General features: G+C 66.5%; 20 protein-coding genes. 11 read left to right on the top strand and 9 right to left on the bottom strand.

All coding sequences use genetic code 11. The annotated features are described in order from the left end of the window. The first annotated feature begins 135 nt into the window (after nucleotides 1-135). The 8 genes from PVZ72_RS15870 (at nucleotide 136) to PVZ72_RS15905 (ending at nucleotide 11,064) form a co-directional block, all read left to right on the top strand. Nucleotides 136-3,312 carry an efflux RND transporter permease subunit gene (locus tag PVZ72_RS15870; RefSeq protein ID WP_273862437.1) on the top strand — a complete coding sequence of 1,059 codons (3,177 nt, stop codon included), beginning with the start codon at nucleotides 136-138 and terminating at the stop codon, nucleotides 3,310-3,312. Next, nucleotides 3,309-4,742 (top strand): efflux transporter outer membrane subunit, encoded by a 1,434-nt coding sequence (locus PVZ72_RS15875; protein WP_273862438.1) that lies wholly within the window; start codon nucleotides 3,309-3,311, stop codon nucleotides 4,740-4,742. Before PVZ72_RS15870 ends, PVZ72_RS15875 begins: the two co-directional genes overlap by 4 nt. A 432-nt stretch (nucleotides 4,743-5,174) precedes the next feature. Next, a complete protein-coding gene (locus tag PVZ72_RS15880; protein WP_187980591.1) occupies nucleotides 5,175-7,982 on the top strand; it encodes a monovalent cation/H+ antiporter subunit A in 2,808 nt (935 codons plus the stop codon). Nucleotide 7,983: 1 nt separating this feature from the next. After that, on the top strand, nucleotides 7,984-8,313 hold the full coding sequence (locus PVZ72_RS15885; protein ID WP_017642337.1) for a Na+/H+ antiporter subunit C: 330 nt from the start codon (nucleotides 7,984-7,986) through the stop codon (nucleotides 8,311-8,313). Further along, nucleotides 8,310-9,809: a monovalent cation/H+ antiporter subunit D gene (locus tag PVZ72_RS15890; protein WP_273862439.1), complete on the top strand. Its 1,500-nt coding sequence runs from the start codon at nucleotides 8,310-8,312 to the stop codon at nucleotides 9,807-9,809. The genes PVZ72_RS15885 and PVZ72_RS15890 overlap by 4 nt, the downstream gene beginning before the upstream one ends. Then, on the top strand, nucleotides 9,806-10,309 hold the full coding sequence (locus PVZ72_RS15895) for a Na+/H+ antiporter subunit E (protein WP_133860015.1): 504 nt from the start codon (nucleotides 9,806-9,808) through the stop codon (nucleotides 10,307-10,309). The genes PVZ72_RS15890 and PVZ72_RS15895 overlap by 4 nt, the downstream gene beginning before the upstream one ends. Then, nucleotides 10,294-10,563: a K+/H+ antiporter subunit F gene (locus PVZ72_RS15900; RefSeq protein ID WP_133860016.1), complete on the top strand. Its 270-nt coding sequence runs from the start codon at nucleotides 10,294-10,296 to the stop codon at nucleotides 10,561-10,563. The genes PVZ72_RS15895 and PVZ72_RS15900 overlap by 16 nt, the downstream gene beginning before the upstream one ends. Nucleotides 10,564-10,734: 171 nt before the next feature. Further along, a complete protein-coding gene (locus tag PVZ72_RS15905; RefSeq protein WP_133860017.1) occupies nucleotides 10,735-11,064 on the top strand; it encodes a Na+/H+ antiporter subunit G in 330 nt (109 codons plus the stop codon). 51 nt (nucleotides 11,065-11,115) lie between these two features. Here the strand turns inward: PVZ72_RS15905 and PVZ72_RS15910 are convergent, their stop codons facing one another. Then, nucleotides 11,116-12,693 carry an ABC transporter substrate-binding protein gene (locus tag PVZ72_RS15910; RefSeq protein ID WP_263258649.1) on the bottom strand — a complete coding sequence of 526 codons (1,578 nt, stop codon included), beginning with the start codon at nucleotides 12,691-12,693 and terminating at the stop codon, nucleotides 11,116-11,118. A 391-nt stretch (nucleotides 12,694-13,084) separates the two neighbouring features. Between PVZ72_RS15910 and rpmB the strand changes: the two genes are divergently transcribed. Continuing rightward, complete coding sequence (rpmB, locus tag PVZ72_RS15915) at nucleotides 13,085-13,321, top strand: 50S ribosomal protein L28 (protein ID WP_007159903.1); 237 nt, start codon at nucleotides 13,085-13,087, stop codon at nucleotides 13,319-13,321. Nucleotides 13,322-13,332: 11 nt separating this feature from the next. Beyond that, a complete protein-coding gene (rpmG, locus tag PVZ72_RS15920; RefSeq protein ID WP_007159904.1) occupies nucleotides 13,333-13,488 on the top strand; it encodes a 50S ribosomal protein L33 in 156 nt (51 codons plus the stop codon). 94 nt (nucleotides 13,489-13,582) lie between these two features. Here the strand turns inward: rpmG and PVZ72_RS15925 are convergent, their stop codons facing one another. The 3 genes from PVZ72_RS15925 to PVZ72_RS15935 form a co-directional block, all read right to left on the bottom strand. Next, nucleotides 13,583-14,977: an aminoacyl-tRNA deacylase and HDOD domain-containing protein gene (locus PVZ72_RS15925; RefSeq protein WP_187980595.1), complete on the bottom strand. Its 1,395-nt coding sequence runs from the start codon at nucleotides 14,975-14,977 to the stop codon at nucleotides 13,583-13,585. A 75-nt stretch (nucleotides 14,978-15,052) separates the two neighbouring features. Further along, nucleotides 15,053-17,128 (bottom strand): ATP-dependent DNA helicase RecG, encoded by a 2,076-nt coding sequence (gene recG / locus PVZ72_RS15930; protein ID WP_273862440.1) that lies wholly within the window; start codon nucleotides 17,126-17,128, stop codon nucleotides 15,053-15,055. Next, the gene (locus PVZ72_RS15935; protein ID WP_133860021.1) at nucleotides 17,125-18,057 is read right to left on the bottom strand and encodes a hydrogen peroxide-inducible genes activator; all 933 of its coding nucleotides are present in this window, start codon (nucleotides 18,055-18,057) and stop codon (nucleotides 17,125-17,127) included. The genes recG and PVZ72_RS15935 overlap by 4 nt, the downstream gene beginning before the upstream one ends. A 151-nt stretch (nucleotides 18,058-18,208) precedes the next feature. Here PVZ72_RS15935 and PVZ72_RS15940 point away from each other — a divergent pair, with 151 nt between their 5' ends. Continuing rightward, nucleotides 18,209-19,054 carry an NAD-dependent epimerase/dehydratase family protein gene (locus PVZ72_RS15940; RefSeq protein WP_273862441.1) on the top strand — a complete coding sequence of 282 codons (846 nt, stop codon included), beginning with the start codon at nucleotides 18,209-18,211 and terminating at the stop codon, nucleotides 19,052-19,054. Nucleotides 19,055-19,266: 212 nt separating this feature from the next. Here the strand turns inward: PVZ72_RS15940 and gltP are convergent, their stop codons facing one another. The 5 genes from gltP to PVZ72_RS15965 all read right to left on the bottom strand — a co-directional run bounded on the left by gltP (nucleotide 19,267) and on the right by PVZ72_RS15965 (nucleotide 25,013). Then, nucleotides 19,267-20,616, bottom strand: a complete 1,350-nt coding sequence (gene gltP, locus PVZ72_RS15945) for a glutamate/aspartate:proton symporter GltP (RefSeq protein WP_133860023.1) — start codon at nucleotides 20,614-20,616, stop codon at nucleotides 19,267-19,269. Between the two features lie 311 nt (nucleotides 20,617-20,927). Next, nucleotides 20,928-21,758 carry an aldo/keto reductase gene (locus PVZ72_RS15950; protein ID WP_133860024.1) on the bottom strand — a complete coding sequence of 277 codons (831 nt, stop codon included), beginning with the start codon at nucleotides 21,756-21,758 and terminating at the stop codon, nucleotides 20,928-20,930. A 67-nt stretch (nucleotides 21,759-21,825) separates the two neighbouring features. After that, nucleotides 21,826-22,188, bottom strand: a complete 363-nt coding sequence (locus PVZ72_RS15955) for a hypothetical protein (RefSeq protein WP_187980599.1) — start codon at nucleotides 22,186-22,188, stop codon at nucleotides 21,826-21,828. 144 nt (nucleotides 22,189-22,332) lie between these two features. After that, the gene (gene fdhA / locus PVZ72_RS15960; RefSeq protein ID WP_133860026.1) at nucleotides 22,333-23,532 is read right to left on the bottom strand and encodes a formaldehyde dehydrogenase, glutathione-independent; all 1,200 of its coding nucleotides are present in this window, start codon (nucleotides 23,530-23,532) and stop codon (nucleotides 22,333-22,335) included. A 167-nt stretch (nucleotides 23,533-23,699) separates the two neighbouring features. Then, entirely contained in the window at nucleotides 23,700-25,013 is a 1,314-nt protein-coding gene (locus PVZ72_RS15965; RefSeq protein ID WP_187980600.1) for an MFS transporter, read from the bottom strand. Nucleotides 25,014-25,220: the final 207 nt, after the last annotated feature.

The following is a 25,220-nucleotide window of genomic DNA, read 5'->3' on the forward strand; positions in this document are numbered from 1 at the left end:
TTCAGACTTTCTCCCGTCCAGGCATCGCGGTATCGCGGTCATGGACCGCTCCTACAGGCAAGGACGCCACCGTAGCAGCGGTCCATGACCGCGATGGCTGCGCCTCTGCACGCCTTTCGCTCAAGGACTGCTCCGATGAACTTCTCCCAGTTCTTCATCCGCCGGCCGATCTTCGCCGCCGTGCTCTCGCTGATCATCCTGATCGGCGGGGCCATCTCGCTGTTCCAGCTGCCGATCAGCGAATACCCCGAGGTGGTCCCGCCCACCGTGGTGGTGCGCGCCACCTTTCCCGGCGCCAACCCCAAGGTGATCGGCGAGACCGTCGCCGCGCCCCTGGAGCAGGCCATGAACGGCGTGGAGCACATGCTCTACCTGTCGTCCCAGTCCACCGCCGACGGCAAGCTGACCCTGACCATCACCTTCGCCCTGGGCACCAACCTGGATACCGCCCAGGTGCAGGTGCAGAATCGCGTCACCCGCACCCTGCCCAAGCTGCCGGAAGAGGTGCAGCGCCTCGGCGTGACCGCCGACAAGGCCTCGCCGGACCTGGCGATGGTCGTGCACCTGACCTCGCCGGATCAGCGCTACGACATGCTCTATCTGTCCAACTACGCCCTGATCAACGTCAAGGACGAACTGGCGCGACTGGACGGCGTGGGCGATGTCCAGCTGTTCGGCATGGGCGACTATTCCCTGCGCGTCTGGCTCGATCCGGACAAGGTCGCCTCGCGCGGCCTGACCGCCAGCGACGTGGTCACCGCCATCCGCGAGCAGAATCGCCAGGTCGCCGCCGGTGCCCTCGGCGCGCCGCCGGCCCCCGGCAGCACCAGCTTCCAGCTGGCCATCAACACCCAGGGCCGCCTGGTGGATGAGGAGGAATTCGCCAACATCATCGTGCGCGCCGGCAGCGACGGCCAGATCACCCGGCTGCGCGACATCGCCCGCATCGAACTGGGCTCCAACCAGTACGCCCTGAGATCCCTGCTGAACAACCAGCCGGCGGTGGCCATCCCGATCTTCCAGCGCCCCGGCAGCAATGCCATCGACCTGTCCAACCAGGTGCGCGCCAAGATGGCCGAGCTCAAGCAGGGCTTCCCCCAGGGCATGGACTACGAGATCGTCTACGACCCGACCATCTTCGTGCGCGGCTCCATCGAGGCCGTGGTGCACACCCTGTTCGAAGCCATCATCCTGGTGGTGCTGGTGGTGATCCTGTTCCTGCAGACCTGGCGCGCCTCGATCATTCCGCTGGCGGCGGTGCCGGTGTCACTGATCGGCACCTTCGCGGTGATGCACGCCTTCGGCTTCTCGCTCAATGCGCTGTCGCTGTTCGGCCTGGTGCTGGCCATCGGCATCGTGGTGGACGACGCCATCGTGGTGGTGGAAAACGTCGAACGGAACATCGGCCTCGGCCTCGATCCGGTGGCCGCCACCCGGCGCGCCATGGGCGAGGTGACCGGGCCCATCATCGCCACCGCCCTGGTGCTCTGCGCGGTGTTCGTGCCGACCGCCTTCATCTCCGGTCTCACCGGGCAGTTCTATCGCCAGTTCGCCCTGACCATCGCCATCTCCACGGTGATCTCGGCCTTCAACTCCCTGACCCTGTCGCCGGCCCTGGCCGCGGTGCTGCTCAAGGGCCACGACGCGCCCAAGGACCGCTTCTCGCGCCTGCTCGACCGGCTGTTCGGTGGCTGGCTGTTCGCCCCCTTCAACCGCTTCTTCGAAAAAGCCAGCCACGGCTACGTCGGCGCCGTGCGCCGGGTGCTGCGCGGTGGCTCCATCGTGTTGGTGCTCTATGTGATCCTCCTGGGCCTGACCGGCCTGGGGCTGGTGAAGACGCCGACCGGCTTCGTGCCGCCCCAGGACAAGCAGTACCTGGTGGCCTTCGCCCAGCTGCCCGACGCCGCCACCCTGGATCGCAGCGAAGAGGTCATCCGCCGCATGTCGGCCATCGCCCTCAAGCATCCGGGCGTGGAAAGCACCGTGGCCTTCCCGGGCCTGTCCATCAACGGCTTCACCAACAGCCCCAACAGCGGCATCGTCTTCGTGACCCTCAAGCCCTTCGAGGAGCGCCGTGATCCCTCGCTGTCGGCTGGCGCCATCGCCGCCCAGCTGAACGGCGAATTCGCCGCCATCCAGGAATCCATCATCGCCATCTTCCCGCCGCCACCGGTGCAGGGGCTGGGCAGCATCGGCGGCTTCCGCCTGCAGGTGGAGGACCGCGGCAACCTGGGCTACGAAGAGCTCTACGCCCAGACCCAGAGCGTGCTGGCCAAGGCGCGGCAGCTGCCGGAGCTGGCGCCGGAGTCGCTGTTCACCAGCTACCAGGTCAACGTGCCGCAGATCGATGCCCACATCGATCGCGAGAAGGCCAAGACCCACGGCGTGCCCATCGACGCCATCTTCGACACCCTGCAGGCCTATCTGGGCTCGGTCTACGCCAATGACTTCAACCGCTTCGGCCGTACCTTCCAGGTCAACGTCCAGGCCGACCAGCGCTTCCGCCTGGAGCCCGAGCAGATCGGCCAGCTCAAAGTGCGCAACGACCGCGGCGAGATGGTGCCCCTGTCCACCTTCGTCAAGATCAGCGACACCGCCGGCCCCGATCGGGTGATGCACTACAACGGCTTCCTGACCGCCGAGATCAACGGCGCGCCGGCCCCGGGCTACAGCTCCGGCCAGGCCCAGGCGGCCATCGAGGGGCTGCTCAGGCAGGAGCTGCCCAACGGCATGACCTTCGAATGGACCGAGCTGACCTACCAGCAGATCCTCTCCGGCAATACCGCCCTGCTGGTGTTCCCGCTCTGCGTGCTGCTGGCCTTCCTGGTGCTGGCCGCCCAATACGAGAGCTGGAGTCTGCCGCTGGCGGTGATCCTGATCGTGCCCATGACCCTGCTCTCGGCCATCACCGGGGTGATCCTGGCCGGCAGCGACAACAACATCTTCACCCAGATCGGCCTGATCGTATTGGTGGGCCTGGCGTGCAAGAACGCCATCCTCATCGTCGAGTTCGCCAAGGACCAGCAGGCCACCGGCAAGGACCGCGTCGCCGCGGTGCTGGAGGCCTGCCGCCTGCGCCTGAGACCCATCCTGATGACCAGCTTCGCCTTCATCATGGGCGTGGTGCCCCTGGTGACCTCGACCGGTGCCGGCGCCGAGATGCGCCATGCCATGGGCGTCGCGGTGTTCTCCGGGATGCTCGGGGTGACCTTCTTCGGCCTGCTGCTCACGCCGCTGTTCTATGTGCTGGTACGCGCCTTCGTGGAGCGTCGCCAGGCCCGCTCCGCCGTTGCCCAGGAGGCCCAGGCATGAAGGCTTTCGCTCCCCTGCTGCTGGCGCTGGCGGTCTCCGCCTGCGCCGTCGGTCCGCACTACCAGGCGCCCGAGCAGGCGCCCGCGCAACTCAAGGCCGGCCAGCAGCCCGCGGTCTATGACCAGGGTCGCTTCGAGACGCTCTGGTGGCGCCAGTTCGAGGACCCGACCCTCAACGCCCTGGTCGCCAGCAGCCTGGACGGCAACCGCGAATTGCGCGCGGCCTTCGCCCGGCTGCGTGCCGCCCGCGCCCTGCGCGACGACGACGCCAACGATCTCTATCCCACGGTCACCAGTCGCGCCAGCAGCCAGCTCGGCAAGGCCCAGCAGCCCGGCTTCACCGAACAGCGGGTCAACAGCGACCGCTATGACCTGGGCCTGGACATGGCCTGGGAGCTGGACCTGTTCGGTCGCGTCCGCCATACCCTGGAAGCCAGCGATGCCCGCGCCGAAGCCGCGGCCTCCGACCTCGCCGGCCTGCAGGTCAGCCTGATCGCCGAACTGGTGGACGCCTATGGCGACCTGCGCGGCGCCCAGCTGCGCGAACGCATCGCCCGTGACAACCTGGGCAATCAGCGCGAGGCGCGCCGCCTGACCGTGACCCTGAGGGACGAAGGCATGGGCAGCGACCTGGACGTGCAGCGCAGCGAGGCACGCCTGGCCGCTACCGAAGCCAGCCTGCCGGAATTCCAGGCCCAGGCCACCCGCGCGCGCAACCGCATCGCCACCCTGCTCGGCCAGCGTCCCGATGCGCTGAGCGTGGATCTCGCGCCCAAGGCCCTGCCGGCCATCGCCAAGCGCCTGCCCATCGGCGATCCCGGCGAACTGCTGCGCCGCCGGCCGGACGTGGCGGCCGCCGAACGCCGGCTGGCCGCCGCCACCGCCGACGTTGGCGTGGCCACCGCCGACCTCTTCCCGCGGGTCAGTCTCTCGGGCTTTCTCGGCTTTACCGCCGGACGCGGCTCGCAGATCGGCAGCAGTGCCGCCCGCGCCTGGGGCCTTGGCCCGAGCATCAGCTGGGCGGCCTTCGACCTGGGCAGCGTCCGCGCCCGCTTGCGCGGCGCCCGCGCCGGCTCCGACGAGGCCCTGGCCAACTACGAGCAGCAGGTGCTGACCGCCCTGGAAGAGAGTGCCAACGCCTTTAGCGACTATGGCCGTCGCCAGGAGCGCCTGCAGGCGCTGATCCGCCAGTCGGTGGCCAGCCGCGCCGCCGCCGACCAGGCCGAGATCCGCTACCGCGAGGGGGGTACCGACTTCCTGGTGCTGCTCGACGCCCAGCGCGAACGCCTGGCCGCCGAAGACCAGCAGGCCCAGGGCGAAATCGAGCTCTATCGCGGCATCGTCGCCCTCTACAAGGCTCTGGGTGGCGGCTGGGACGTGCAACCCACCCGTCTCGCCCAGGGCAACGCTTCCCCCGCGCCGGCGCGCTAACCGCCGGCGCTTACCCCCGACACGCGTGTTCTCTTGCTCCTTTGGCGTGTCGGGTTTTTTCTTCCGCTACCCGGTGCGGTGCCTTGGGCACCGCACCGGGTAGCCCTCCTCCGCACAGATCTGAGCAAAAGCCCGTCCCAGAGGTCTCAGTGAGACCCGAACAGCGCCCGTCGGGCGTTTGCGTCCTGTGCTGGACGCTGCCTGGCTGTTTCCTAATATTTTGTAAGGGAGACGGGGCTAGGATTTTGTGGTCTCTCTTTTATTATCACCTTAGGTTATTAAACCTTCTGTTCTTGTACGAAACTCGAACATCGATTTCTGCGCCTTTCGCCATTCAGGCGATCGCCGCGTGGAGGGATCGAATGCCGCTCGAGGTCTGAGGGAGCCCCATCTACCAACCGCCGTGAGGCGGCTCAGCTAAAGGATGCAGGCATGGTATTGGCGCTGATCATCGCGTTGCCCTTCCTGGGAACACTGCTGTCGCTGGCGACCGATCGCTTCGGCCGGCGCGCCTGCGCCCTGGGCACCGCCGTGGCCCCCGCCCTGGCCCTGGCCCTGCTGGCCACGCAGCTGCCCGCGGTCCTGGACGGCGCCGTGCTGCTGCACCGGGTCGACTGGTTACCGGCGCTGGGGTTGAATCTCAGCCTGCGCCTGGACGGCCTGGGGCTGATGTTCGCGCTGATGATCCTGGTCATCGGCCTGCTGGTGATCCTCTATGCCACCTATTACCTGAGCAAGGATGAAAAGGTCGGGCGCTTCTTCGCCTACCTGCTCTTGTTCATGGGCGCCATGCTGGGCGTGGTGCTGGCGGAGAATCTGCTGCTGCTGATGGTGTTCTGGGAGCTGACCAGCCTGTCGTCCTTCCTCTTGATCGGCTTCTGGAGCCACAGCAAGGAAGCCCGCCAGGGCGCGCGCATGGCGCTGACCGTCACCGGCGGCGGCGGCCTGGCCCTGCTCGCCGGCATCCTCCTGCTCGGCCATATCGTCGGCAGCTTCGAGCTCACCGACGTCCTCGCCGCCGGCCCGCTGATCACCGGCCATGCCCTCTATCCGCTGGCGCTGATCCTGGTGCTGCTCGGTGTCTTCACCAAGTCCGCACAATTCCCCTTCCACTTCTGGCTGCCCCAGGCCATGGCCGCGCCGACGCCGGTCTCGGCCTACCTGCACTCGGCGACCATGGTCAAGGCCGGAGTCTTCCTGCTGGCGCGGCTCTATCCGGCACTGGCCGATTCGGAATGGTGGTTCTACATCGTCACCCTCACCGGCCTCACCACCCTGGTGGTGGGCGCCATCCTGGCGCTGTTCCAGCACGACCTCAAGGGCCTGCTGGCCTACTCCACCATCAGCCACCTGGGCCTGATCACCCTGCTGTTCGGCCTCGATACCCAGCTGTCCACCGTGGCGGCGGTGTTCCACATCCTCAACCACGCCACCTTCAAGGCCTCGCTGTTCATGGCCGCCGGCATCATCGACCACGAGACCGGCAGCCGCGACATGCGCCGCCTGGCCGGACTCTGGCGCTACATGCCGCACACCGCGGTGCTGGCCATGGTCGCCGCCGCGGCCATGGGCGGGGTGCCGCTGCTCAACGGCTTCCTGAGCAAGGAGATGTTCTTCAACGAGACCCTCAACCACGGCCTGTTCGGCAGCTTCAGCTGGATCGTGCCGGCGGTGGCGGTGCTCTACGGGGTCTTCTCGGTGGCCTATTCGCTGCGCTTCATCCACGACGTCTTCTTCAACGGCGAACCGCGCGACCTGCCCCACTATCCGCCCCACGAACCGCCGCGCTACATGAAAATCCCGGTGGAGATCCTGGTGCTGCTCTGCCTGCTGGTGGGCGTGGTGCCGGGCTACACCGTGGCGCCGCTGCTGGCCGCCGGGGCCAGCGCCGCTCTCGGCGGCAGTCTGCCCGACTACAGCCTGTCCATCTGGCACGGCTTCAACACCGCCCTGGTGATGAGCCTCGTCGCCATGGTCGGCGGCGTGCTGGTCTATGCCTTCCGCCAGCCGCTGTTCCGCTGGCAGCAGGGCCTGCCCGACATCGATGCCCTCCAGGTCTTCGAGAAGAGCATGAGTCGGCTGACTGGCTTCGCCCAGCGCCTGACCCTCGGCCTGGAAAGCGGCTCGCTGCAGGGCTATATCGCGCTGATGCTGGCTGCCACCCTGGTGCTGCTGGTGGCGGCGCTGTCCGGCCTGGACAGCCTTCACGGCCCGGTGGCCCTGTCGCCCTTCGATCCGCTCACCGCCCTGGGCCTGGGCATCCTGATGCTGACCGCGGTGCTGACGGTGTTCTTCCACCGCAATAGACTCAAGGCGCTGATGACCCTGAGCACCGTGGGGCTGATCGTCTCGCTGCTGTTCGCCCGCTATTCGGCGCCCGACCTGGCGCTGACGCAGTTGTCGGTGGAGGTGGTGACCATCATCCTGCTGGTGCTGGCGCTGTTCTTCATGCCCGATCGCACCCCCATCGAATCCAGCAGCCTGCGCGGCCTGCGCGACGTCCTGCTGGCCGGCGGCCTGGGGCTGCTGGTGGCGCTGCTGGCCTATGCCGTGCTCACCCGGCCCTATACCGGCATTGGCGACTTCTTCCTGGCCAATTCGGTGTCCGGTGGCGGTGGCTACAACGTGGTCAACGTCATCCTGGTGGACTTCCGCGGCTTCGACACCCTCGGCGAGATCACCGTGCTGGCCATCGCCGCGGCGGGCGTCTATGGCCTGCTCAAGCACCTGCACCTGCCGCATCCGCTGGTCGACCCCAAGGGCACGCCCTGGTCGCGCGACAGCCATCCGATGATCCTCAACAACGTGGCCCGGGTGCTGCTGCCGCTGGCGCTGCTGGTATCGGCCTTCATCTTCGTGCGTGGCCACAACCTGCCGGGTGGCGGCTTCATCGCCGGCCTGATCACCGCCATCGCTCTGATCCTGCAGTACGTGGCCCATGGCGTGACCTGGACCCAGCGCCGCCTGCCGATCAGCTACCACGCCCTCTGCGGCCTCGGGGTGCTGATCGCCGCCCTCACCGGGTTGGGCTCGCTGGCATTCGGCCGGCCCTTCCTGACCACCGCCTTCGACTACTTCGCCATCCCCCTGATCGGCAAGACCGAACTGGCCACCGCGCTGATCTTCGATCTCGGGGTCTACCTCGCCGTCGTCGGCGCCACTCTCCTGATCCTCTCCAACCTGGGCCACGTCAGCCGGGACGAGAAGGACACGGACGGCTCCAGCCAGGAGGTGCTCTAGCATGGAGATCCTGTTCTGCACGGCCCTCGGGGTGCTCACCGCCAGTGGCGTGTACCTGCTGCTCCGGGCGCGCCTTTATCCGGTGGTGCTCGGCCTCACCCTGCTCTCCTACGCGGTCAACCTCTTCCTGTTCGCCATGGGCCGCCTGCGCACCGGCGTGCCGGCGGTGATCGGCAAGGCCGCCGAGCAGGCCGATCCGGTGCCCCAGGCGCTGGTGCTCACCGCCATCGTCATCGGCTTCGCCATGACCGCCTTCGTGGTCGCCCTGTCGCTGCGTGCCCTGGGCGAATTGCGCACCGACCACGTGGATGGCGAGGAGCCGCGCCGATGAAGCACCTGATCATCCTGCCGATCCTCGTGCCGCTGTTCATGGGCGCCCTCCTGCTCATGCGCCCGCGGCTGTCCGCCCGTACCGCGCGCCGGCTGTCGCTGCTCGCCACCGCGACCCTGCTGCCACTGGCGCTGCTGCTCCTGCAGCGGGCCGGCAGCGGCCAACTGGAGGTCTATGCCCTCGGCGACTGGCCGGCGCCCTTCGGCATCGTCCTGCTGCTGGATCGCCTGGCCGCGCTGATGCTGGCTACCGTGGCGGTACTGGCCGCAGGCGCGGCGCTCTACGCCTGCCGCGGCGACGACGCGCGCGGTCCGGATTTCCACGCGCTGTTCCAGTTCCAGTTGCTGGGCATCAACGGCGCCTTCCTCACCGGCGACCTGTTCAATCTCTTCGTCTTCTTCGAGATCCTGCTGATCGCTTCCTATGCCCTGCTGGTGCACGGCGCCGGCCCCGCACGGGTACGCGCCGGCCTGCACTACGTGGTGCTGAATCTGGTGGGCTCGGCGCTGTTCCTGATCGGCATCGGCCTGCTCTACGGCCTGCTCGGTACCCTGAACCTGGCCGACCTCGGCCTGAGGGTCGCCAGCGCCGACCCCGAGCGCGCGCCCCTGTTGGCCGCCGCGGGCTTCCTGCTGCTGGTGGTATTCGGCCTCAAGGGCGCCATCCTGCCGCTGTACTTCTGGCTGCCCAGCGCCTATTCGGCGGCCAGTGCGCCGGTCGCCGCCCTGTTCGCCATCATGACCAAGGTCGGGCTCTACGCCATCGTCCGCGTCTTCCTGCTGGTGTTCGGCGCGGCCGCCGGGCCCCTGGCCCACTACGTGCTGCCCTGGCTCTGGCCACTGGCGGCGGTCACCCTGGCCGCCGGGGTATTCGGTGCCCTGGCCGCCCACCATCTCAAGGCCCTGCTCGGCTATCTGGTGGTCATCTCGGTCGGGATGCTGCTGACCGGCGTGGCCCTGGGCAGCGTCTCCGGCCTGGCCGCCACGCTGTTCTATCTGGTCCACAGCACCTGGATCGCCGGCGCCCTGTTCCTGCTGGCGGATCTCATCGCCCAGCAGCGTGGCGGGCAAGGCGACCTGCTCAAGAGCGGTCCGCCGCTACGTCATCCACGGTTGCTCGGCGGCCTGTTCTTTCTCGGGGCGATCTCCGTTGCCGGCCTGCCGCCCTTCCCCGGCTTTCTCGGCAAGGTGATGCTCTTGCAGGCCACCGGTACCGCCTGGCCGGCACTGATCATCTGGCCGGTGGTGCTGCTCGGCGGGCTGGGCATGCTCATCGCCCTGTCTCGTGCCGGGACCACGCTGTTCTGGCGCGGCAAGGGCGCGACCCTGGACGTGCGCCTCGATCCCGTCCAGCTCGCCGCCACCCTCGGCCTGCTGCTGGGCAGCCCGCTGCTGATGGCGCTGGCGGCGCCGCTGCATGGCTATGTCCTGGAGACCGCCCGGCAACTGCTGGACGTCGCACCCTACTTCGACATCGTCCAGGGGGTTGGCCCATGAAGCGCTGGCGCCTGCTGCCACACCCGCTGCTCACCGTCCTGCTGACCCTGACCTGGCTGCTGCTCAACAACAGCCTGAGTCCCGGCCAGCTGCTGCTGGGCCTGCTGCTCGGCTGGGGCATCCCGTTGCTCTGCCAGGACTTCTTGCTGCACGCCCCTCGCTTGCGCCGTCCCCTGCTCCTGCTGCGCTACATGCTGATGGTGCTGTACGACATCATCGTCGCCAATCTGCACGTCGCGCGACTGGTGCTGGGCCGGACCGAGGCGCTCAAGCCGGCGTTCATCGAGGTCCCCATCGACATCGAGGACGAATTCCTGCTCACCCTGCTCGCCTGCGTGGTGTCCCTCACCCCCGGCACCGTTTCGTCCGGCCTCAGCGGCGATCGCAAGACCCTGCTGCTGCACGGTCTCGATGTCGCGGACAAGGACGAGGTGATCCGCCAGGTCAAGACGCGCTATGAAGCCCCGCTCAAGGAGATCTTCGAATGCTCACCTACGTGACCCTGCTGTGTATGGGAATGATGGGCGTGGCCGCCGTGCTCAACGTCTATCGCCTGGTGAAGGGACCGGACATCCCGGATCGGGTGCTGGCGCTGGATACGCTCTATATCAATGTCCTGGCGATCATCATCCTGTTCGGCATCTGGCTGGCCACCGACGTCTTCTTCGAAGCGGCGCTGCTCATCGCCGTGACCGGCTTCGTCGGCACCGTGGCGCTGGGCAAGCACATGCTGCATGGCGAAATCATCGACTGAGAACCTATCCCTGATCAGCTGCGCGTCGGCCAAGCGGCGTTGAAAAGACTTTCGGAATGCTCATTTACCATTCGTAAACTCGGGCGCGAGTCCGATCCGCTTCCTCAAGTCTTTTCGCCTTGCTTGGCTCTAGCTCGCAAGATCATGAACAGCTTCTAGAGAGGAAAATCCATGCCCTTCTGGCTCGAACTCCTGATCTGCGCCCTACTGCTCATCGGCAGCAGCTTCGCCCTTATCGGCGCCATCGGCCTGTACCGGCTGCCGGACTTCTTCATGCGCCTGCACGGTCCGACCAAGGCCACCACCCTGGGCGTGGGCAGCACCATCGTCGCCTCGATGCTGTTCTTCAGCGTCCAGGGCGAGGGCCTCAGCCTGCACGAACTGCTGATCGCCCTGTTCATCTTCATCACCGCGCCGGTCAGCGCCCACATGCTGGCGCGCGCCGCCATCCAGCAGAAGGTCAGGCAGGTCGAGCGTACCGACGGCCGGCCCTGGCGCTAGGACTGGCTACGGCCCGCTCATCGCGCCCGGGCGGTCGGGCTACAGGCGGTCCTAGCGACCGCCGCTGACCTTGCTGAAGTCCTGGCGGCCGAAGGGATTGGGCTGGTAGCCCTCGACGCCTTTATTGGCCAGCACCGTCACCGTCGGGTGCGCCAGCGGCAGCCACAGCGCCTGGTCGTGGATGATGCGCTGCGCCTGGTGATACACCGTGGCGCGTGCCATCTGGTCGGACAGGGTCTTGCCCTTGCTGATGGCGCCATCCAGGGTCTTGTCGCAATAGCGGGCGAAATTCAGCCCCGACTGCACCGAGGCGCAGGAGAATTGCGGCGTCAGGTAGTTGTCCGGATCACCGTTGTCGCCGGCCCAGCCCATGAACAGCAGGTCGTGCTCGCCGGTCTTGGCGCGGCGGATCAGTTCGCCCCACTCGATCACCTGGATCTGCGCATCGACGCCGATCTTCTTCAGGTCGGCCTGCAGCATCTGGGCACCCAGTTGCGGATTGGGATTGAGCAGGCTGCCGCTGGGGCGCGTCCAGATGGTGGTCTTGAAGCCGTCCTTGAGGCCCGCCTGGGCCAGCAGCGTCTTGGCCTTGGCCGGGTCATAGGGGTAGGCCGGCACGTCCTTGGCATAGCCCCAGGTGGTGGGCGGATAGACGTTGTCGGCGGCCACCGCGGTGTCCTGGAACACCGCCTTCAGATAGCTCTGCTTGTCGAACGCCAGGTTGATGGCCTGGCGCACCTTGATGTTGTCCAGCGGCGGATGGCTGGTGTTGATGCCGACGAAGGCGGTCATGAAGGCCGGCGTCTGCAGCACCTGCAGGCTCTTGTCCTCCTGGGCGCTCTGCAGATCCTGGGGCTTGGGCGACAGGGCGATCTGGCACTCGCCGCGCTTGAGTCGCTGCAGGCGCACCGCCGAATCCGGGGTGATGGCATAGATCAGCCCATCCAGCTTGGGCTTGCCGGCAAAGTAGTCCGGATTGGCGGCGTAGCGCACCGCGGCATCCTTCTGGTAGCGCTTGAAAACGAAGGGACCGGTGCCTATGGGTTCGTCATTGAGCTGGGCGGTCTTGCCGGCCTTGAGCAACTGCTCGGCGTATTCGGCGGAATAGATGGAGGCGAAGCCCATGCTCAGGGTCGGCAAAAAGGTGGCGTCCGGGCTGTTGAGCACGATGCGCACGCCAAGGTCACTGGTCTTTTCCACGCTCTTGATCAGCTTGGGCCACTGCATCGACTGGGCATGGGGATAGCCGCTCTTGGCCACCGCGTGCCAGGGGTGATCCTTGTCCAGCATGCGCTGGAAGCTGAACACCACGTCGTCGGCGGTCAGGGTACGGCTGGGAGTGAAGTAGTCGGTGTGGTGAAACTTCACGTCCGGCCGCAGGGCGAAATCATAGGTCAGGCCGTCGCTCGATACCGTCCAGCTCTGCGCCAGGCTCGGCACCAGCTTGGCTTCGCTGGCGTCGTATTCCACCAGGCGATTCATCAGCACGTCGGCCGAGGCATTGGTGGTGGTCAGGGAGTTGTACTGCACCACGTCGAATCCATCCGGACTGGCTTCGGTACAGACGCTGAGCGTGGCGGCCTGCGCCAGCAGGGGCGCGAAGAGCAGAGGCAAGGCGGCGAGACGCATAGAACGATTCCTTGTGGATCCGAAGTGGGCAGACGGCGCCCGGGTGGCTGGCAACGGCTGACGGGCGCCGCGGGCGGTCGTCTGACGGACGTGGATTGAAAATGGCAGTCGCTCTAAACTAGACCACCCGTCCGTCCGTCACAATGCTTCTGACCGACGAACGGTTGGCATTCCGGCCGGGCTCGCATAGCGCCCGGTGCGCGGGCATTTCATCCGTCGCCCTACCTTGTTATGCCAGAGTACTTCTGGTATAAAACAGCGCTCTTTTTTCGGGGTATGGCCGCTTCAGGTCCCCGGCATTTGCCGGCTCTCCCCGTCAAAACAGGAATCAATACAGTTACAAGCGGCCAACCCATGCCGGGTTTGGCATGAGGTTTATGAGGGCTGAGCCATGTCGAGAGTTTGCCAAGTAACCGGTAAGGGTCCGATTACTGGGAACAACGTTTCCCACGCTAACAACAAAACCCGTCGTCGTTTCCTGCCGAATCTGCAGCACCACCGTTTCTGGGTAGAATCCGAGAAGCGCTTCGTGCGTCTGCGCGTTTCTGCCAAGGGCATGCGTATCATCGACAAGCGCGGTATCGAAACCGTACTGTCCGAGCTGCGTAGCCGCGGCGAAAAATTCTAAGGGGATTCGTCATGCGTGAATTGATCCGTTTGATTTCCAGTGCCGGTACCGGCCACTTCTACACCACTGACAAGAACAAGCGCACCAAGCCCGAAAAGATCGAAATCAAGAAATTCGATCCGGTCGTGCGCAAGCATGTCATGTACAAGGAAGGCAAGATCAAGTAATTGATCGCCCCTTGAACAGGAAACCCGCCTCGGCGGGTTTTTTGTTGTCTGGCGTCTGGCCCGGCGGCGGGCGCCGCCGGGCCAGATCAGCGGCTTACTTGAACTGGCCGGTCAGCTCGCGCAGGGCGGCTTCGGCGCCAAGGATCTTCTGCATGCATTCCCGCGCCTTGGTCGGATCGATGCTCAGGCGCGCATAGAGGTCGTCGGGAATCGGCTGGGCCGGGCCGTTGCCGATGCCCTCGGCACGCAGCAGCTGCACGGCGAGGAAGATCAGGTTGGGATAGACCGCCTGCTCGCCTTGGTAGCCCGGATCGCCCTGGAAGCGCAGCGCCGTCACCACCTCTTCGGGCATCTCCCAGCAGCGCATCAGGGCCGCGCCGATCTGCTCGCGGGTGATGCCCAGCAGGTGGTGCTCGACCACCTGGTGATCGAGCTGGCGGTTGGCCTCCAGATGGCGGCAGATCAGCGAGAAGTGCGGCGGAAAGACGTGGGCCAGCACCAGATAGCCGAAGTTGTGCAGCAGGCCGCCGAGATAGGCCAGGCCCATCTCCGGTCGCTCCGCACGCGGCATGGCGCGCGCCAGGCCCTCGATCAGGGCGGCGGTGTAGATGGCCTGCTTCCAGTAGGGCGTCTCGTTCTGCGCCTGGTCGCTGGGCAGGCTCAGGGTCTTGCCCAGGGCCAGGCCCAGGGCCAGGTTGATCACCAGGTCGAAGCCCAGCACCCGCACGATGGCATCTTCCACCGAGCGGATCTTGCCAGGCGCGGCATAGTAGGGCGAGGCGGCCCAGCTGATCACCTGGGCCGCCAGCGCCGGATCTGTCTCCACCACATTGGCCAGGTCGTCCACCGTGGCGTCGGGGTCGACCCGCAGCTTGATGACCTTTTCCGCGGTCTTGGACAGCGGCGGGATTTCCAGCGTCTCTTCCAGGCGCTGCCGGATGCGTCGCGCGGTGAAGGCGGTGGCGGCATGGAGAATTTCCGCCTCGTCGCGCTCCGGTTGCCGCAGATTGGGCTGGATACCGGCCGCCGGGATGCCGAAGCTGCCGGCGGTGGCCTGATTCAGCAGGCGCCTATAGTCAGATGTTTCAACTTCCAGTAGCAGCGAGCGCTCACCGGATTCCAGCAGCAGCCGGGGCGCATCCAGCAGGCGCTCGTCATACAGGCAGGGGGAATTGGTCAGCGACGGCAGCCCCGGCAGGACATCCAGTTCGTAGCGCTCGAGGGTGCGCATCAGCCGCTCCGGCGCCACCACCGCCAGCTGCCGCCCGGTGAATTCCACCAGCCGGCGCAGATCCAGCAACTGATCCTCGGGCAGCAGCACCAGCAGCATGCCGACGCTGTCGCTCAGGAGCACCGTATGCACCCGATTCGCCTGCGGCTGGCGCGTCGTCGCCGGGGTGGGTCGGTAGGCAAGGTTCAACTGGGCAAGCAACTGCTGGATCGAAGGGGGGACTTCAGGGAGGGGCGAAGCGAGCGCTACATCGGTCATGGCATTTTCTTCCTCACGTACACCCTGGAGTATAACCATTCGGCTCCGCAGGTAGCGTCGTCTGTATAAGCTTTGTCAAACCTGGCCGTATTGCTGCCCGTGGCGCAACCAGCGCTCCAGCAGCGGACCGGCATGACTCGGCCAGCGCGCCAGCAATTCCTGGGCGGCATCCCGGACCGCCGGCAGCCAGTGGGCGTCGCGCATCAGGTCGGCCACCTTGAACTGCAGCAGACCGGTCTGGCGGGTCCCCAGCATCTCGCCCGGGCCGCGCAATTCCAGGTCCTTCTCGGCGATGATGAAGCCGTCGTTGGTCTCGCGCATGATAGCCAGCCGCTCGCGACCGATCTGCGACAGCGGCGGATGGAACAGCAGCACGCAATAGCTGACGGCGCTGCCCCGTCCGACGCGCCCGCGCAACTGGTGCAGCTGGGCAAGCCCCAGGCGTTCGGGATTCTCGATGATCATCAGACTGGCATTGGGCACGTCCACCCCGACCTCGATCACCGTGGTGGCCACCAGCAGTTGCAGATTGCCGGCCTTGAACTCGGCCATTACCGCGGCCTTTTCCGCCGGCTTCATGCGCCCGTGGATCAGCCCGACGTGCAATTCGGCCAGGGCCAGCTGCAATTCTTCGTAGGTGGTCTCGGCCGCCTGGCAGGTGAGTTCCTCGGATTCCTCGATCAGGGTGCAGACCCAGTAGGCCTGGCGCCCTTCGTGACAGGCGGCGCGGACCCGCTCCACCACCTCCTCGCGACGGCTGTCGGTGACGCTCACGGTATTGACCGGCGTCCGTCCCGGCGGCAGCTCGTCGAGCACCGAGGTGTCCAGGTCGGCATAGGCGCTCATGGCCAGGGTGCGCGGGATGGGGGTGGCGGTCATGATCAGCTGGTGCGGTGCCAGGCGGCCGTCGACGCCCTTCTGGCGCAGGGCCAGGCGCTGCTGCACGCCGAAGCGGTGCTGTTCATCGATCACCACCAGCGCCAGGCGGGCGAAGCGTACCTCGTCCTGGAACAGCGCATGGGTGCCCACCACCATGGGCGCCCCGGCGGCGATGCGCTCCAAGGAACCAGCGCGGGCCTTGCCCTTGAGCTTGCCAGCCAGCCAGGCCACCTCGATGTCCAGAGCGGCGAACCAGCGCTGGAAGTTGAGGAAATGCTGCTCGGCGAGGATTTCGGTGGGCGCCATCAGCGCCACCTGGTAGCCGGCCTCGATGGCCTGCAGGGCGGCCAGGGCAGCGACTACCGTCTTGCCCGCGCCCACGTCGCCCTGCACCAGCCGCAACATGGGCTCGGGCTGGGCCAGGTCATGGGCGATCTCGCGGCCGACGCGCAGCTGGGCACCGGTGGGGGTGAAGCCGAGGTTGTCCAGATACAGCTGCGGCAGCCGGCGAGCGGCCGGCAGGGGGACCGCACGCTGGGCGCGCAGGGTTTCGCGCAAGCGCTGCAGGGACAACTGGTGGGTCAGCAATTCTTCGAAGACCAACCGTTCCTGGGCCCAGTGGCGACCCTCGGCCAACTCTTCCAGGTCCGCATCCGGCGGCGGTCGGTGCAGATAGCGCAGGGCATCGGCCAGCGGCCCCAGACGGTAGTGCCCGGCCATCTCCGGCGGCAGCCAGTCGGGCAGGGATTCGGGCCCGAGCCGCTCCAGTGTCTGGGCGCTGAGCTGGCGCAGGCGCAGCTGGGTGAGGCCTTCGGTGGTCGGGTAGATGGGCGTCAGCGTCTGCTCGACCGGCGCCGGGGCGTTCTCGTCCTGGGCGCGGTATTCGGGATGGTAGATCTCCAGGCCCGAGGCGCCGGGGCGCACCTCGCCATAGCAGCGCAGCAGGGTGCCGCGCTTGAGGCCGTCCTTTTGCGCCTGGCTGAAGTGGAAGAATCTCAGCGACAGGGTGCCGCTACCGTCCTGCAGGCGCACCAGCAGGCTGCGCCGACGCCCCATGAGCACCTCGGCGGAGGCGACCATGCCCTCCACCACCGCGTCCTGGCCGGGCCGCAGGGCCCCGATGGGCACGATGCGGGTGCGGTCCTGGTAGCGCAGCGGCAGGTGGAAGAGCACGTCCTGCAGGGTTTCCAGGCCGACCCGCGCGAGTTTCTCCTGCAGGGCGGCGCCGACCCCCTTGAGGGCGGTGACCGGCGTCGCGGCCAGTTCACTCATGCCGGCTGCACGACGCCCTTGGCTTCAGGCCGTGCCACCGAGCACAGGCGGACCGAGTCGGCCAGGACCTCGATGGCCTTGGGCCGCGGAAAGCTGGCGCGCCAGGCGATGGCCACGGTGCGGTAGGGCACCGGCCGCTCGAAGGGCCGTACCTCGATGATCCCGGGGGCATAGTGGTGACTCTCCACCGCCGAGAACGGCAGCACCGAGACGCCCAGGCCCGAGGCCACCATGTGGCGGATGGTTTCCAGCGAAGACGACTCCACCGTGGAATTCTTGTTTTCCTCGTGCTTGCGCACGGTCGGACAGGCTTCCAGGACCTGGTCGCGGAAGCAGTGGCCTTCGCCCAGCAGCAGCAGGCTCTTGTCGCTCAGCTGGTTCTGCGGAATGGTCTTGAGCTTGGTCCAGGGGTGCCGCGCCGGCATCATCACGTAGAAGGGCTCGTCGTACAGCGGCAGGGTCAGGACGTCCGGCTCGTTGAACGGCAGGGCGAGAATGACGGCATCCAGCTCACCGGTGCGCAGCTTGTCGCGCAGCAGGTGGGTGAAGTTTTCCTCGATGTACAGCGGCATCTCCGGCGCCACGCGGTTGAGCTGCGGGATGAGGTGCGGAAAGAGATAGGGCCCGATGGTATAGATGGCGCCGATCTTCAGCGGCGCGGTGAGCTGGTTCTTGCCGGCCTGGGCCAGTTCGCGGATGCCCTGGGCCTGCTCCAGCACCTTCTGCGCCTGGGCGACGATGCCCTCGCCGGTGGGGGTGAGGCGCACGGCACTCTTGCTGCGCTCGAAGATCAGAATGCCCAGCTCGTCCTCGAGCTTCTTGACGCCCACCGACAGCGTCGGCTGGCTGACGTGGCAACGCTCGGCAGCTCGGCCAAAGTGCTGTTCCTGGGCGAGCGTGACGATATAGCGCAGTTCAGTCAGGGTCATAGTCAAATTCCATGGGGTGCCGGCCAATCTTAGCGGCTGTCTCTATCAACGGCCAAGCGCGACGGGCAGCTGCCTGTTCTCCCGGGTTGGACCACAGCCGGGCGCAGGCTACCCTGGCCGTCTGTCCAGGCCTTTGCAGAAGGAAACACCGATGAGCACCATCCTGATCGCCGGTTGCGGCGATGTCGGCAGCCGTCTTGGTCTGCAACTGGTCGCCCAGGGCCATCGCGTCTTCGGCCTCAGACGCAACGTCGCCGCCCTCCCCGCCCAGTTGCTGCCGGTCGCGGGCGATCTGGCCGTCCCCACGCCACCGGCCGCCTGGCCGCGGGAGCCCCTTGACCAGGTGGTCTATGCCACCGCCGCGACCCACCATGACGAAGCCGGCTATCGCGCCGCCTATGTCGATGGCCTGCGCCACCTGCTGGGTTGGCTGGCCGCCTGCGACCAGCATCCGCAACGCCTGCTGTTCGTCTCCAGCAGCGGCGTCTATGCCCAGGGCGATGGCGCCTGGGTCGACGAGACCGCCCCCGCCGAACCCGAGCGCTTTTCCGGGCGCATCCTGCGCGAGGCGGAGGATTTGGCGCTGGGCGGCGGCCTGCCCGCCAGCGTGGTCCGCCTGACCGGCATTTATGGCCCGGGCCGCGAGGCGCTGCTGCGCCAGGTGCGCGAGGGCTCCCGGGTGACCCGCGAACCGCCGTTGTATGGCAATCGCATCCACGTCGAGGACGCCGCCGGCCTGCTGGCGCTGCTGCTGCAGCGGGATCGCGAAGGCGTCGCCCTGGACGCTCTCTATCTGGGCGTGGACGATGATCCGGCGCCGCTGGACGAGGTGGTGGACTGGCTGCGGGCGCGCCTGGGCATCACCTTCTGGTCCGACGAAGCCCAGCTGCGCCGCGCCGGCAGCAAGAGGTGCAGCAACGCCCGCGCCCGGGCGCTGGGCTGGACGCCCCGCTACCCCAGCTATCGCGAAGGCTACGCGGCCATTCTCGACCGCTGAAACGACGGAGCCCGGCAATGTGTGGTGCTTGAGAAGTTGACTGCACAATTTTGGCGGCGCTTTTTAGGCCTGGTCGGCGTTGCCACTCCTTGCCATAGCTCTGCTATGACTAGTCGCGGCGCCTGGCCCAGACCAAAAAATCACTCACCAATTCTTGCGCGAACTTCTCAAACACCACACCGGCCGGGCTCTGGACGCGAAAGGCGATACCCTCAGTCGCGCAGAGCTTCACCGCGCGTGGCCTGAGGACGCTCCTCGACCTTGGCGGTGCTCTTCAGGTGCGGCAGGGCTGCCCAGTAGGCGGCGCCCTTCTCGGCGTCGTAGAGGCCCTCCCACTTGGCGATGACCAGCGCGGCCAGGGCGTTGCCGATCACGTTCAGGGCGGTGCGCGCCATGTCCATGATGCGATCCACACCGGCGATGAAGGCCAGGCCTTCCAGCGGGATGCCAACGCTGCCCAGGGTGGCCAGAAGCACCACGAAGGAGACGCCCGGTACGCCGGCGATGCCCTTGGAGGTGACCATCAGGGTCAGCACCAGCAGCAGTTGCTGGCTCAGCGACAGGTCGATGCCATAGAGCTGGGCGATGAACAGCGCCGCGATGCTCTGGTAGAGGGTGGAGCCGTCCAGGTTGAAGGAGTAGCCGGTGGGCACCACGAAGCTGGTGATGGCCTTGGGCGCGCCATAGGCCTCCATCTTCTCGATGATGCGCGGCAGCACGGTTTCCGAACTGGCGGTGGAATAGGCCAGGATCAGCTCGTCCTTGAGGATGCGGATGATGCGGAAGATCGAGAAGCCGAACAGCTTGGCCACCAGACCCAGCACGCCGAGGGCGAAGAAGCCGATGGCGACGTAGACCAGCACTACCAGCTTGGCCAGCGGCAGCAGGGAGGCGAAGCCGAAGTTGGCTACGGTCACCGCGATCAGTGCGAAGACGCCGATGGGGGCGTAGTTCATGATCATGTGGGTGACCTTGAACATGGCCTCGGAAATGCCCTGGAAGACGCGCACCACCGGCTCGCGGGTGGCTTCCGGCAGGGCGCCCAGGCCCAGGCCGAACATCACCGCGAAGAAGATGATCGGCAGCATCTCGCCACGGGCGACGGCGGCGAAGACGTTGGACGGGATCAGGTTGAGGATGGTGGCGATGAAGGCGTGGTCATGCTGCACTTCCGCGGTGGTCTTCTGGTACTGGGAGATGTCGGTGGTGCCCAGGGTGCTCATGTCGATGCCGGCACCGGGTTGCACGCTGTCGGCGAAGAACAGGCCGACGACGATGGCCAGGGTGGTGACGATCTCGAAGTAGAGGATGGTCTTGAGGCCGATGCGACCGAGCTTCTTGGAGTCGCCGACGCCGGCGATGCCGACCACCAGGGTGGCGATGACGATGGGCACCACGATCATCTTGATCAGCCGGATGAAGATGTCGCCGGCCGGCTTGAGGACGTTCGAGATCCACCAGGCCTTCTCGGCGCTGAAGTGATTGAGCAGTGCGCCGACGGCGATCCCCAGCACGAGGCCGATAAGGATCTGCCACGCGAGGCTGAGCTTGGGCTTGGTCATGTACCGACACCTTTGTTCTATTTGGATGGAGTTCGGGACGAACGTCACCGTGCCGGGTCGTGATGCGCAAAGCGCATGCAACGCCAACGTGCAGGGTGCGTTCAGGCTGCGGAAACGGTGCTCGAAAAGGACGAGGAGCACCAAGGCGTCACACTTTTGCCAGAGGGTAACGGGGTATGTCTAATGCCGCTGTCGCCTGCCCTATGCCGATCCGGCATGAGGTGTCCCGAAAGGGCCGCGCAGCATACAGGCACTGGCGCCTTGCACGCCAGGCATACAGAGGCGCCGCTCATCGCGGCGCCCCATGCACGTCAGCCGTTGAAGGTGGCGGGATCGGGACCGAGGCGCTTGTCCTGATTCAGCCCGGCGATCTGCCGCAGGTCCTCGTCGTCCAGGGTGAAGTCGAAGATCTGCATGTTCTCTTCGATGCGCTTGGGCGTCTTGGATTTGGGGAAGATGATGTTGCCGAGCTGGATATGCCAGCGCAGCACCACCTGGGCCGGTGTCTTGCCGTGCTTGGCGGCCAGTTGCTGCAGCACCGGGCTGCCGAGCAGCTCGCCACCCTGGGCCAGCGGACTCCAGGCCTCGGTGGCGATGCCCTTGTAGGTGTTGAAGTCGCGCAACTCCTGCTGCTGCAGCAGCGGATGGCACTCGATCTGGTTGACCACCGGCACCACGCCGGTCTCGGTCAGCAGCGTCTCGATATCGGCCTGACGGAAGTTGGATACGCCGATGGACTTCACCCGACCCTGGTTGCGCAATTCGATCAGCGCCTTCCAGCTGTCGAGGAACAAGCCCTTTTCCGGCAGTGGCCAGTGGATCAGGTAGAGGTCGACATGCTCCAGGCCCAGCTTGGCCAGGCTGGTGTCGAAGGCGCGCAGGGCGCTGTCGTAGCCCTGGTCGGCATTCCACAGCTTGGTGGTGACGAACAGCTCGTCACGCGGCAGACCGGCCTGGGCGATGGCCTTGCCCACACCCTCTTCATTGCCGTAGATGGCAGCGGTATCTATGTGTCGGTAGCCCAGGTCGAGGGCCGTCTTGACCACCTGGGCGGTCTCTTCGGCCGGGGTCTGCCAGACCCCCAGACCAAATTGCGGAATGTGGTGACCGTCGTTGAGCTGAAGACGGGTGATCGCGGACATGCGTCGCTCCTCTGGAATGAGTGGGATACCAGAGGTGTGACTGGTGGCGGTGGCCTTTTGCTCCCGATCAGTCGAGGCGCATGGCTTCGGGCACGCTATAACTTTCCACCCAGCCCAGCACCGTACGGCCATCCTGCTGCAGCTCGATGCGCTTCCAGCGCTGGAAGGAGCGGGTCTCGATCACCCGCACCTGGGTATCGCCGTCCAGCCGTACCAGGGTGTTGCGCACGCGTTCACGACTGCGGTCATAGACGAAGGGCCACTTGAGGACATCGACCGGGCCGCGCAGCATCCAACCCTGCCCTTCTTCGGCAAAGCGAAAGGACACACCGCCCTCGGCACGGGCCAGGTTGCTGCCCAGCAGCAGCACGGACGCCACGAGCAGTGAGGGGAGGATACGGCGAAGGGTCGAAAGGACATTCGGGGTCATACTGGCCTCGTCTGTAGCACCAAAAAAAACAGCGCCCGAATCGGACGCTGCGAGGGTAGACCCTTTGGTGTGGCAAACGACTGCAGGCTTTGCCCGAGAATGCCAAATGGCCAGCATTCCCGGACAAAACCCTCGGCGCGATGGTCAGGCCGCGCTGAACAGCTTGTGCGGATCGATGACGAATTTCTTCGGTACGCCCGCATCGAACTCGCTGTAGCCGCGCGGGGCCTCGTCCAGGGTGATCACCTGCACGCCGACGATGTCGGCGATCTTGATGCGATCCCACATGATGGCCTGCATCAGCTGGCGGTTGTACTTCATCACCGGGGTCTGGCCGGTGTGGAAGCTGTGGGACTTGGCCCAGCCCAGACCGAAGCGGATGCTCAGGGCACCCTGCTTGGCGGCGGCGTCGACCGCGCCCGGATCGTCGGTGACGTACAGACCGGGGATGCCGATCTTGCCGGCCACCCGCACGATGCCCATCAGCGAGTTCAGCACCGTGGCCGGAGCCTCGCTCTTGGCGCCTTCGTGACCATGGCCACGGGCTTCGAAGCCGACGGCATCCACGGCGCAATCCACTTCCGGCGTGCCCAGCAGCGCGGCGATCTGCTCGTGCAGCGGAGTATCCAGGGACAGGTCGGCGATCTCGAAGCCCTGGGCCTTGGCGTGAGCCAGGCGCACCGGATTGACGTCGCCGACGATGACCACGGCGGCGCCCAGCAGGCGGGCCGAGGCGGCAGCGGCCAGGCCCACGGGGCCGGCACCGGCCACATAGACGCTGGTGCCCGGGCCGACGCCGGCGGTGACGGCGCCGTGGTAGCCGGTGGGCAGGATGTCGGACAGGCAGGTCAGGTCACGGATCTTTTCCATGGCCGCATCGCGATTCGGCAGCTTGAGCAGGTTGAAGTCGGCATAGGGGACCAGCACGTATTCGGCCTGGCCGCCGACCCAGCCGCCCATGTCGACGTAGCCATAGGCACCGCCGGCGCGCGAGGGATTGACGGTCAGGCAGACGCCGGTGTCCTGCTCCTTGCAGGTACGGCAGCGACCGCAGGCGACGTTGAAGGGTACCGAAACCAGATCGCCGACCTTGAGGGTCTCGACGTCACGGCCCGCTTCGATGACCTCACCGGTGATCTCGTGGCCGAGCACCAGGCCTTCGGGCGCGGTGGTCCGGCCACGCACCATGTGCTGGTCGGAACCACAGATATTGGTGGAGACCACGCGCAGGATGACGCCGTGGTCGATACGCTTGCCCTGCGGGGTTTCCATCTTCGGGTAGGGGATGGTCTGCACCTCGACCTTGCCCGCGCCCAGATAGACGACGCCACGATTACCGGACATGTTGCACCTCGCTGTTGTTGTTGGACTGGCTCTAGCGGTTCGAGCCTAGTCCTCGCGAAGCACGGCGTCTGTGGGGATGGCGTTTTTGGCCATGCCGAGGTCGCCCTGGCGGGTCGGCCTGGCGAACCCGTTCACGCCGCCGGTGCGGGCGGCGTGAGCGGTCGGGGTCAGGCGGGCGCCAGGGCGGCGGCGCGGCGCTCGCGGCTGAGCAGGTAGCAGCCGATACCCACGCCCAGCAGGGCCAGCCCCATGACGTACCAGGCCGGGCCCAGCGGATGCTCCTTGAGCATCAGGGTGACGACCATGGGCGTCAGGCCGCCGAAGATGGCGTAGGCAACGTTGTAGGAGAACGACAGCCCCGAGAAGCGCACCTTGGGCGGGAAGGCCAGCACCATCACCCGCGGCACGCCGCCGATGACGCCGACCGCCGCACCGGCAAAGGCATAGAGCGGGAAAAGCCATTCCGGATGGACCTTCAGACCGGCATAGAGCGACCAGCTGGCCAGCGCCAGGATCAGGCCGCCGACGATGAACACCGGACCGCTGCCGAAGCGATCGGACAGGGCGCCGGAAACGATGCAACCCAGGGTCAGGAAGACGATGGCCAGACTGTTGGCCTTGAGCGCCATGGCGGCGGAGAAGCCGTACTGGGTCTGCAGCAGGGTCGGGGTCATGAGGATGACCACCACGATGCCGGCGGTGAGCATCCAGGTCAGCAGCATGGACAGGATCACGCTGCTGCGATGGTCGCGCAGCACCGCCTTGAGCGGCACTTCCTCGGCCAGCGACTTGTGGATCGCCAGTTCGGCGAACACCGGCGTCTCGTGCAGCCAGCGGCGCAGGTAGACCGAGAACAGGCCGAAGACACCGCCGATGATGAAGGGGAAGCGCCAGGCGTAGTCGGCCACCTCCAGCGGAGTGAAGACGGTATTGATCAGGGTCGCCATCAGCGAGCCGAGCAGAATGCCGAAGGTGAGGCCGGCGGTCAGGGTGCCGCAGGCATAGCCGACGTGCTTGCCGGGGACGTGTTCCGAGACGAACACCCAGGCACCGGGCACCTCGCCGCCGATGGCCGCGCCCTGGATGATGCGCAGCACCAGCAGCAGGATCGGCGCGGCCACGCCGATCTGGGCGTAGGTGGGCATCAGGCCCATGCCCAGGGTCGGCAGCGCCATCATGAAGATGCTCAGAGTGAACATCTTCTTGCGCCCGAGCAGGTCACCGAAGTGGGCCATGATGATGCCGCCCAGCGGGCGTGCCAGGTAACCCGCGGCGAAGATGCCGAAGGTCTGCATCTGCCGCAGCCAGTCGGGCATGTCGGCGGGAAAGAACAGCTTCCCCACCACGGCGGCGAAGAAGACGAAGATGACGAAGTCGTAGAACTCCAGCGCACCGCCCAGGGCGGACAGCGAGAGGGTCTTGTAGTCGTTGCGGCCCAGAGGGCGCGACGTGAGCGGCGCGGAGGCGGATTGCAGTTTCATCGAGGATCCCGGACAAGAGAGGAGCGCAAAGGAAATTCGGCCTCTGGCATCCCTCCGGGTGTAGCGGACAAGACGCGGCCCCGAGTGACCGTCCGCCTGGGGCGGCTGGCAGGGATCGGGCGGGTCGCCGGATGGGCGCCGGACCTGCACCGCGCCGCCTGCGCTCTTGTGGAGCACGGCAGCAGCAGGTCTACCGATCATTACCTG

Origin of the sequence: Pseudomonas sp. LA5 (assembly GCF_028640825.1) — a bacterium.
Lineage (GTDB): Bacteria > Pseudomonadota > Gammaproteobacteria > Pseudomonadales > Pseudomonadaceae > Chryseomonas > Chryseomonas aestiva.

Bases quoted from the DNA above. Each gene is read 5' to 3' on its own strand.
- PVZ72_RS15875 (WP_273862438.1), top strand. From the start codon at position 3,309: ATGAAGGCTTTCGCTCCCCTGCTGCTGGCGCTGGCGGTCTCCGCCTGC.
- PVZ72_RS15870 (WP_273862437.1), top strand. From the start codon at position 136: ATGAACTTCTCCCAGTTCTTCATCCGCCGGCCGATCTTCGCCGCCGTG.
- PVZ72_RS15925 (WP_187980595.1), bottom strand. From the start codon at position 14,977: ATGACCGATGTAGCGCTCGCTTCGCCCCTCCCTGAAGTCCCCCCTTCG.
- PVZ72_RS15890 (WP_273862439.1), top strand. From the start codon at position 8,310: ATGAAGCACCTGATCATCCTGCCGATCCTCGTGCCGCTGTTCATGGGC.
- PVZ72_RS15900 (WP_133860016.1), top strand. From the start codon at position 10,294: ATGCTCACCTACGTGACCCTGCTGTGTATGGGAATGATGGGCGTGGCC.
- rpmB (WP_007159903.1), top strand. From the start codon at position 13,085: ATGTCGAGAGTTTGCCAAGTAACCGGTAAGGGTCCGATTACTGGGAAC.
- PVZ72_RS15940 (WP_273862441.1), top strand. From the start codon at position 18,209: ATGAGCACCATCCTGATCGCCGGTTGCGGCGATGTCGGCAGCCGTCTT.
- PVZ72_RS15905 (WP_133860017.1), top strand. From the start codon at position 10,735: ATGCCCTTCTGGCTCGAACTCCTGATCTGCGCCCTACTGCTCATCGGC.
- fdhA (WP_133860026.1), bottom strand. From the start codon at position 23,532: ATGTCCGGTAATCGTGGCGTCGTCTATCTGGGCGCGGGCAAGGTCGAG.
- PVZ72_RS15910 (WP_263258649.1), bottom strand. From the start codon at position 12,693: ATGCGTCTCGCCGCCTTGCCTCTGCTCTTCGCGCCCCTGCTGGCGCAG.
- PVZ72_RS15885 (WP_017642337.1), top strand. From the start codon at position 7,984: ATGGAGATCCTGTTCTGCACGGCCCTCGGGGTGCTCACCGCCAGTGGC.
- PVZ72_RS15965 (WP_187980600.1), bottom strand. From the start codon at position 25,013: ATGAAACTGCAATCCGCCTCCGCGCCGCTCACGTCGCGCCCTCTGGGC.
- PVZ72_RS15950 (WP_133860024.1), bottom strand. From the start codon at position 21,758: ATGTCCGCGATCACCCGTCTTCAGCTCAACGACGGTCACCACATTCCG.
- PVZ72_RS15895 (WP_133860015.1), top strand. From the start codon at position 9,806: ATGAAGCGCTGGCGCCTGCTGCCACACCCGCTGCTCACCGTCCTGCTG.
- PVZ72_RS15880 (WP_187980591.1), top strand. From the start codon at position 5,175: ATGGTATTGGCGCTGATCATCGCGTTGCCCTTCCTGGGAACACTGCTG.
- gltP (WP_133860023.1), bottom strand. From the start codon at position 20,616: ATGACCAAGCCCAAGCTCAGCCTCGCGTGGCAGATCCTTATCGGCCTC.
- PVZ72_RS15935 (WP_133860021.1), bottom strand. From the start codon at position 18,057: ATGACCCTGACTGAACTGCGCTATATCGTCACGCTCGCCCAGGAACAG.
- rpmG (WP_007159904.1), top strand. From the start codon at position 13,333: ATGCGTGAATTGATCCGTTTGATTTCCAGTGCCGGTACCGGCCACTTC.
- PVZ72_RS15955 (WP_187980599.1), bottom strand. From the start codon at position 22,188: ATGACCCCGAATGTCCTTTCGACCCTTCGCCGTATCCTCCCCTCACTG.
- recG (WP_273862440.1), bottom strand. From the start codon at position 17,128: ATGAGTGAACTGGCCGCGACGCCGGTCACCGCCCTCAAGGGGGTCGGC.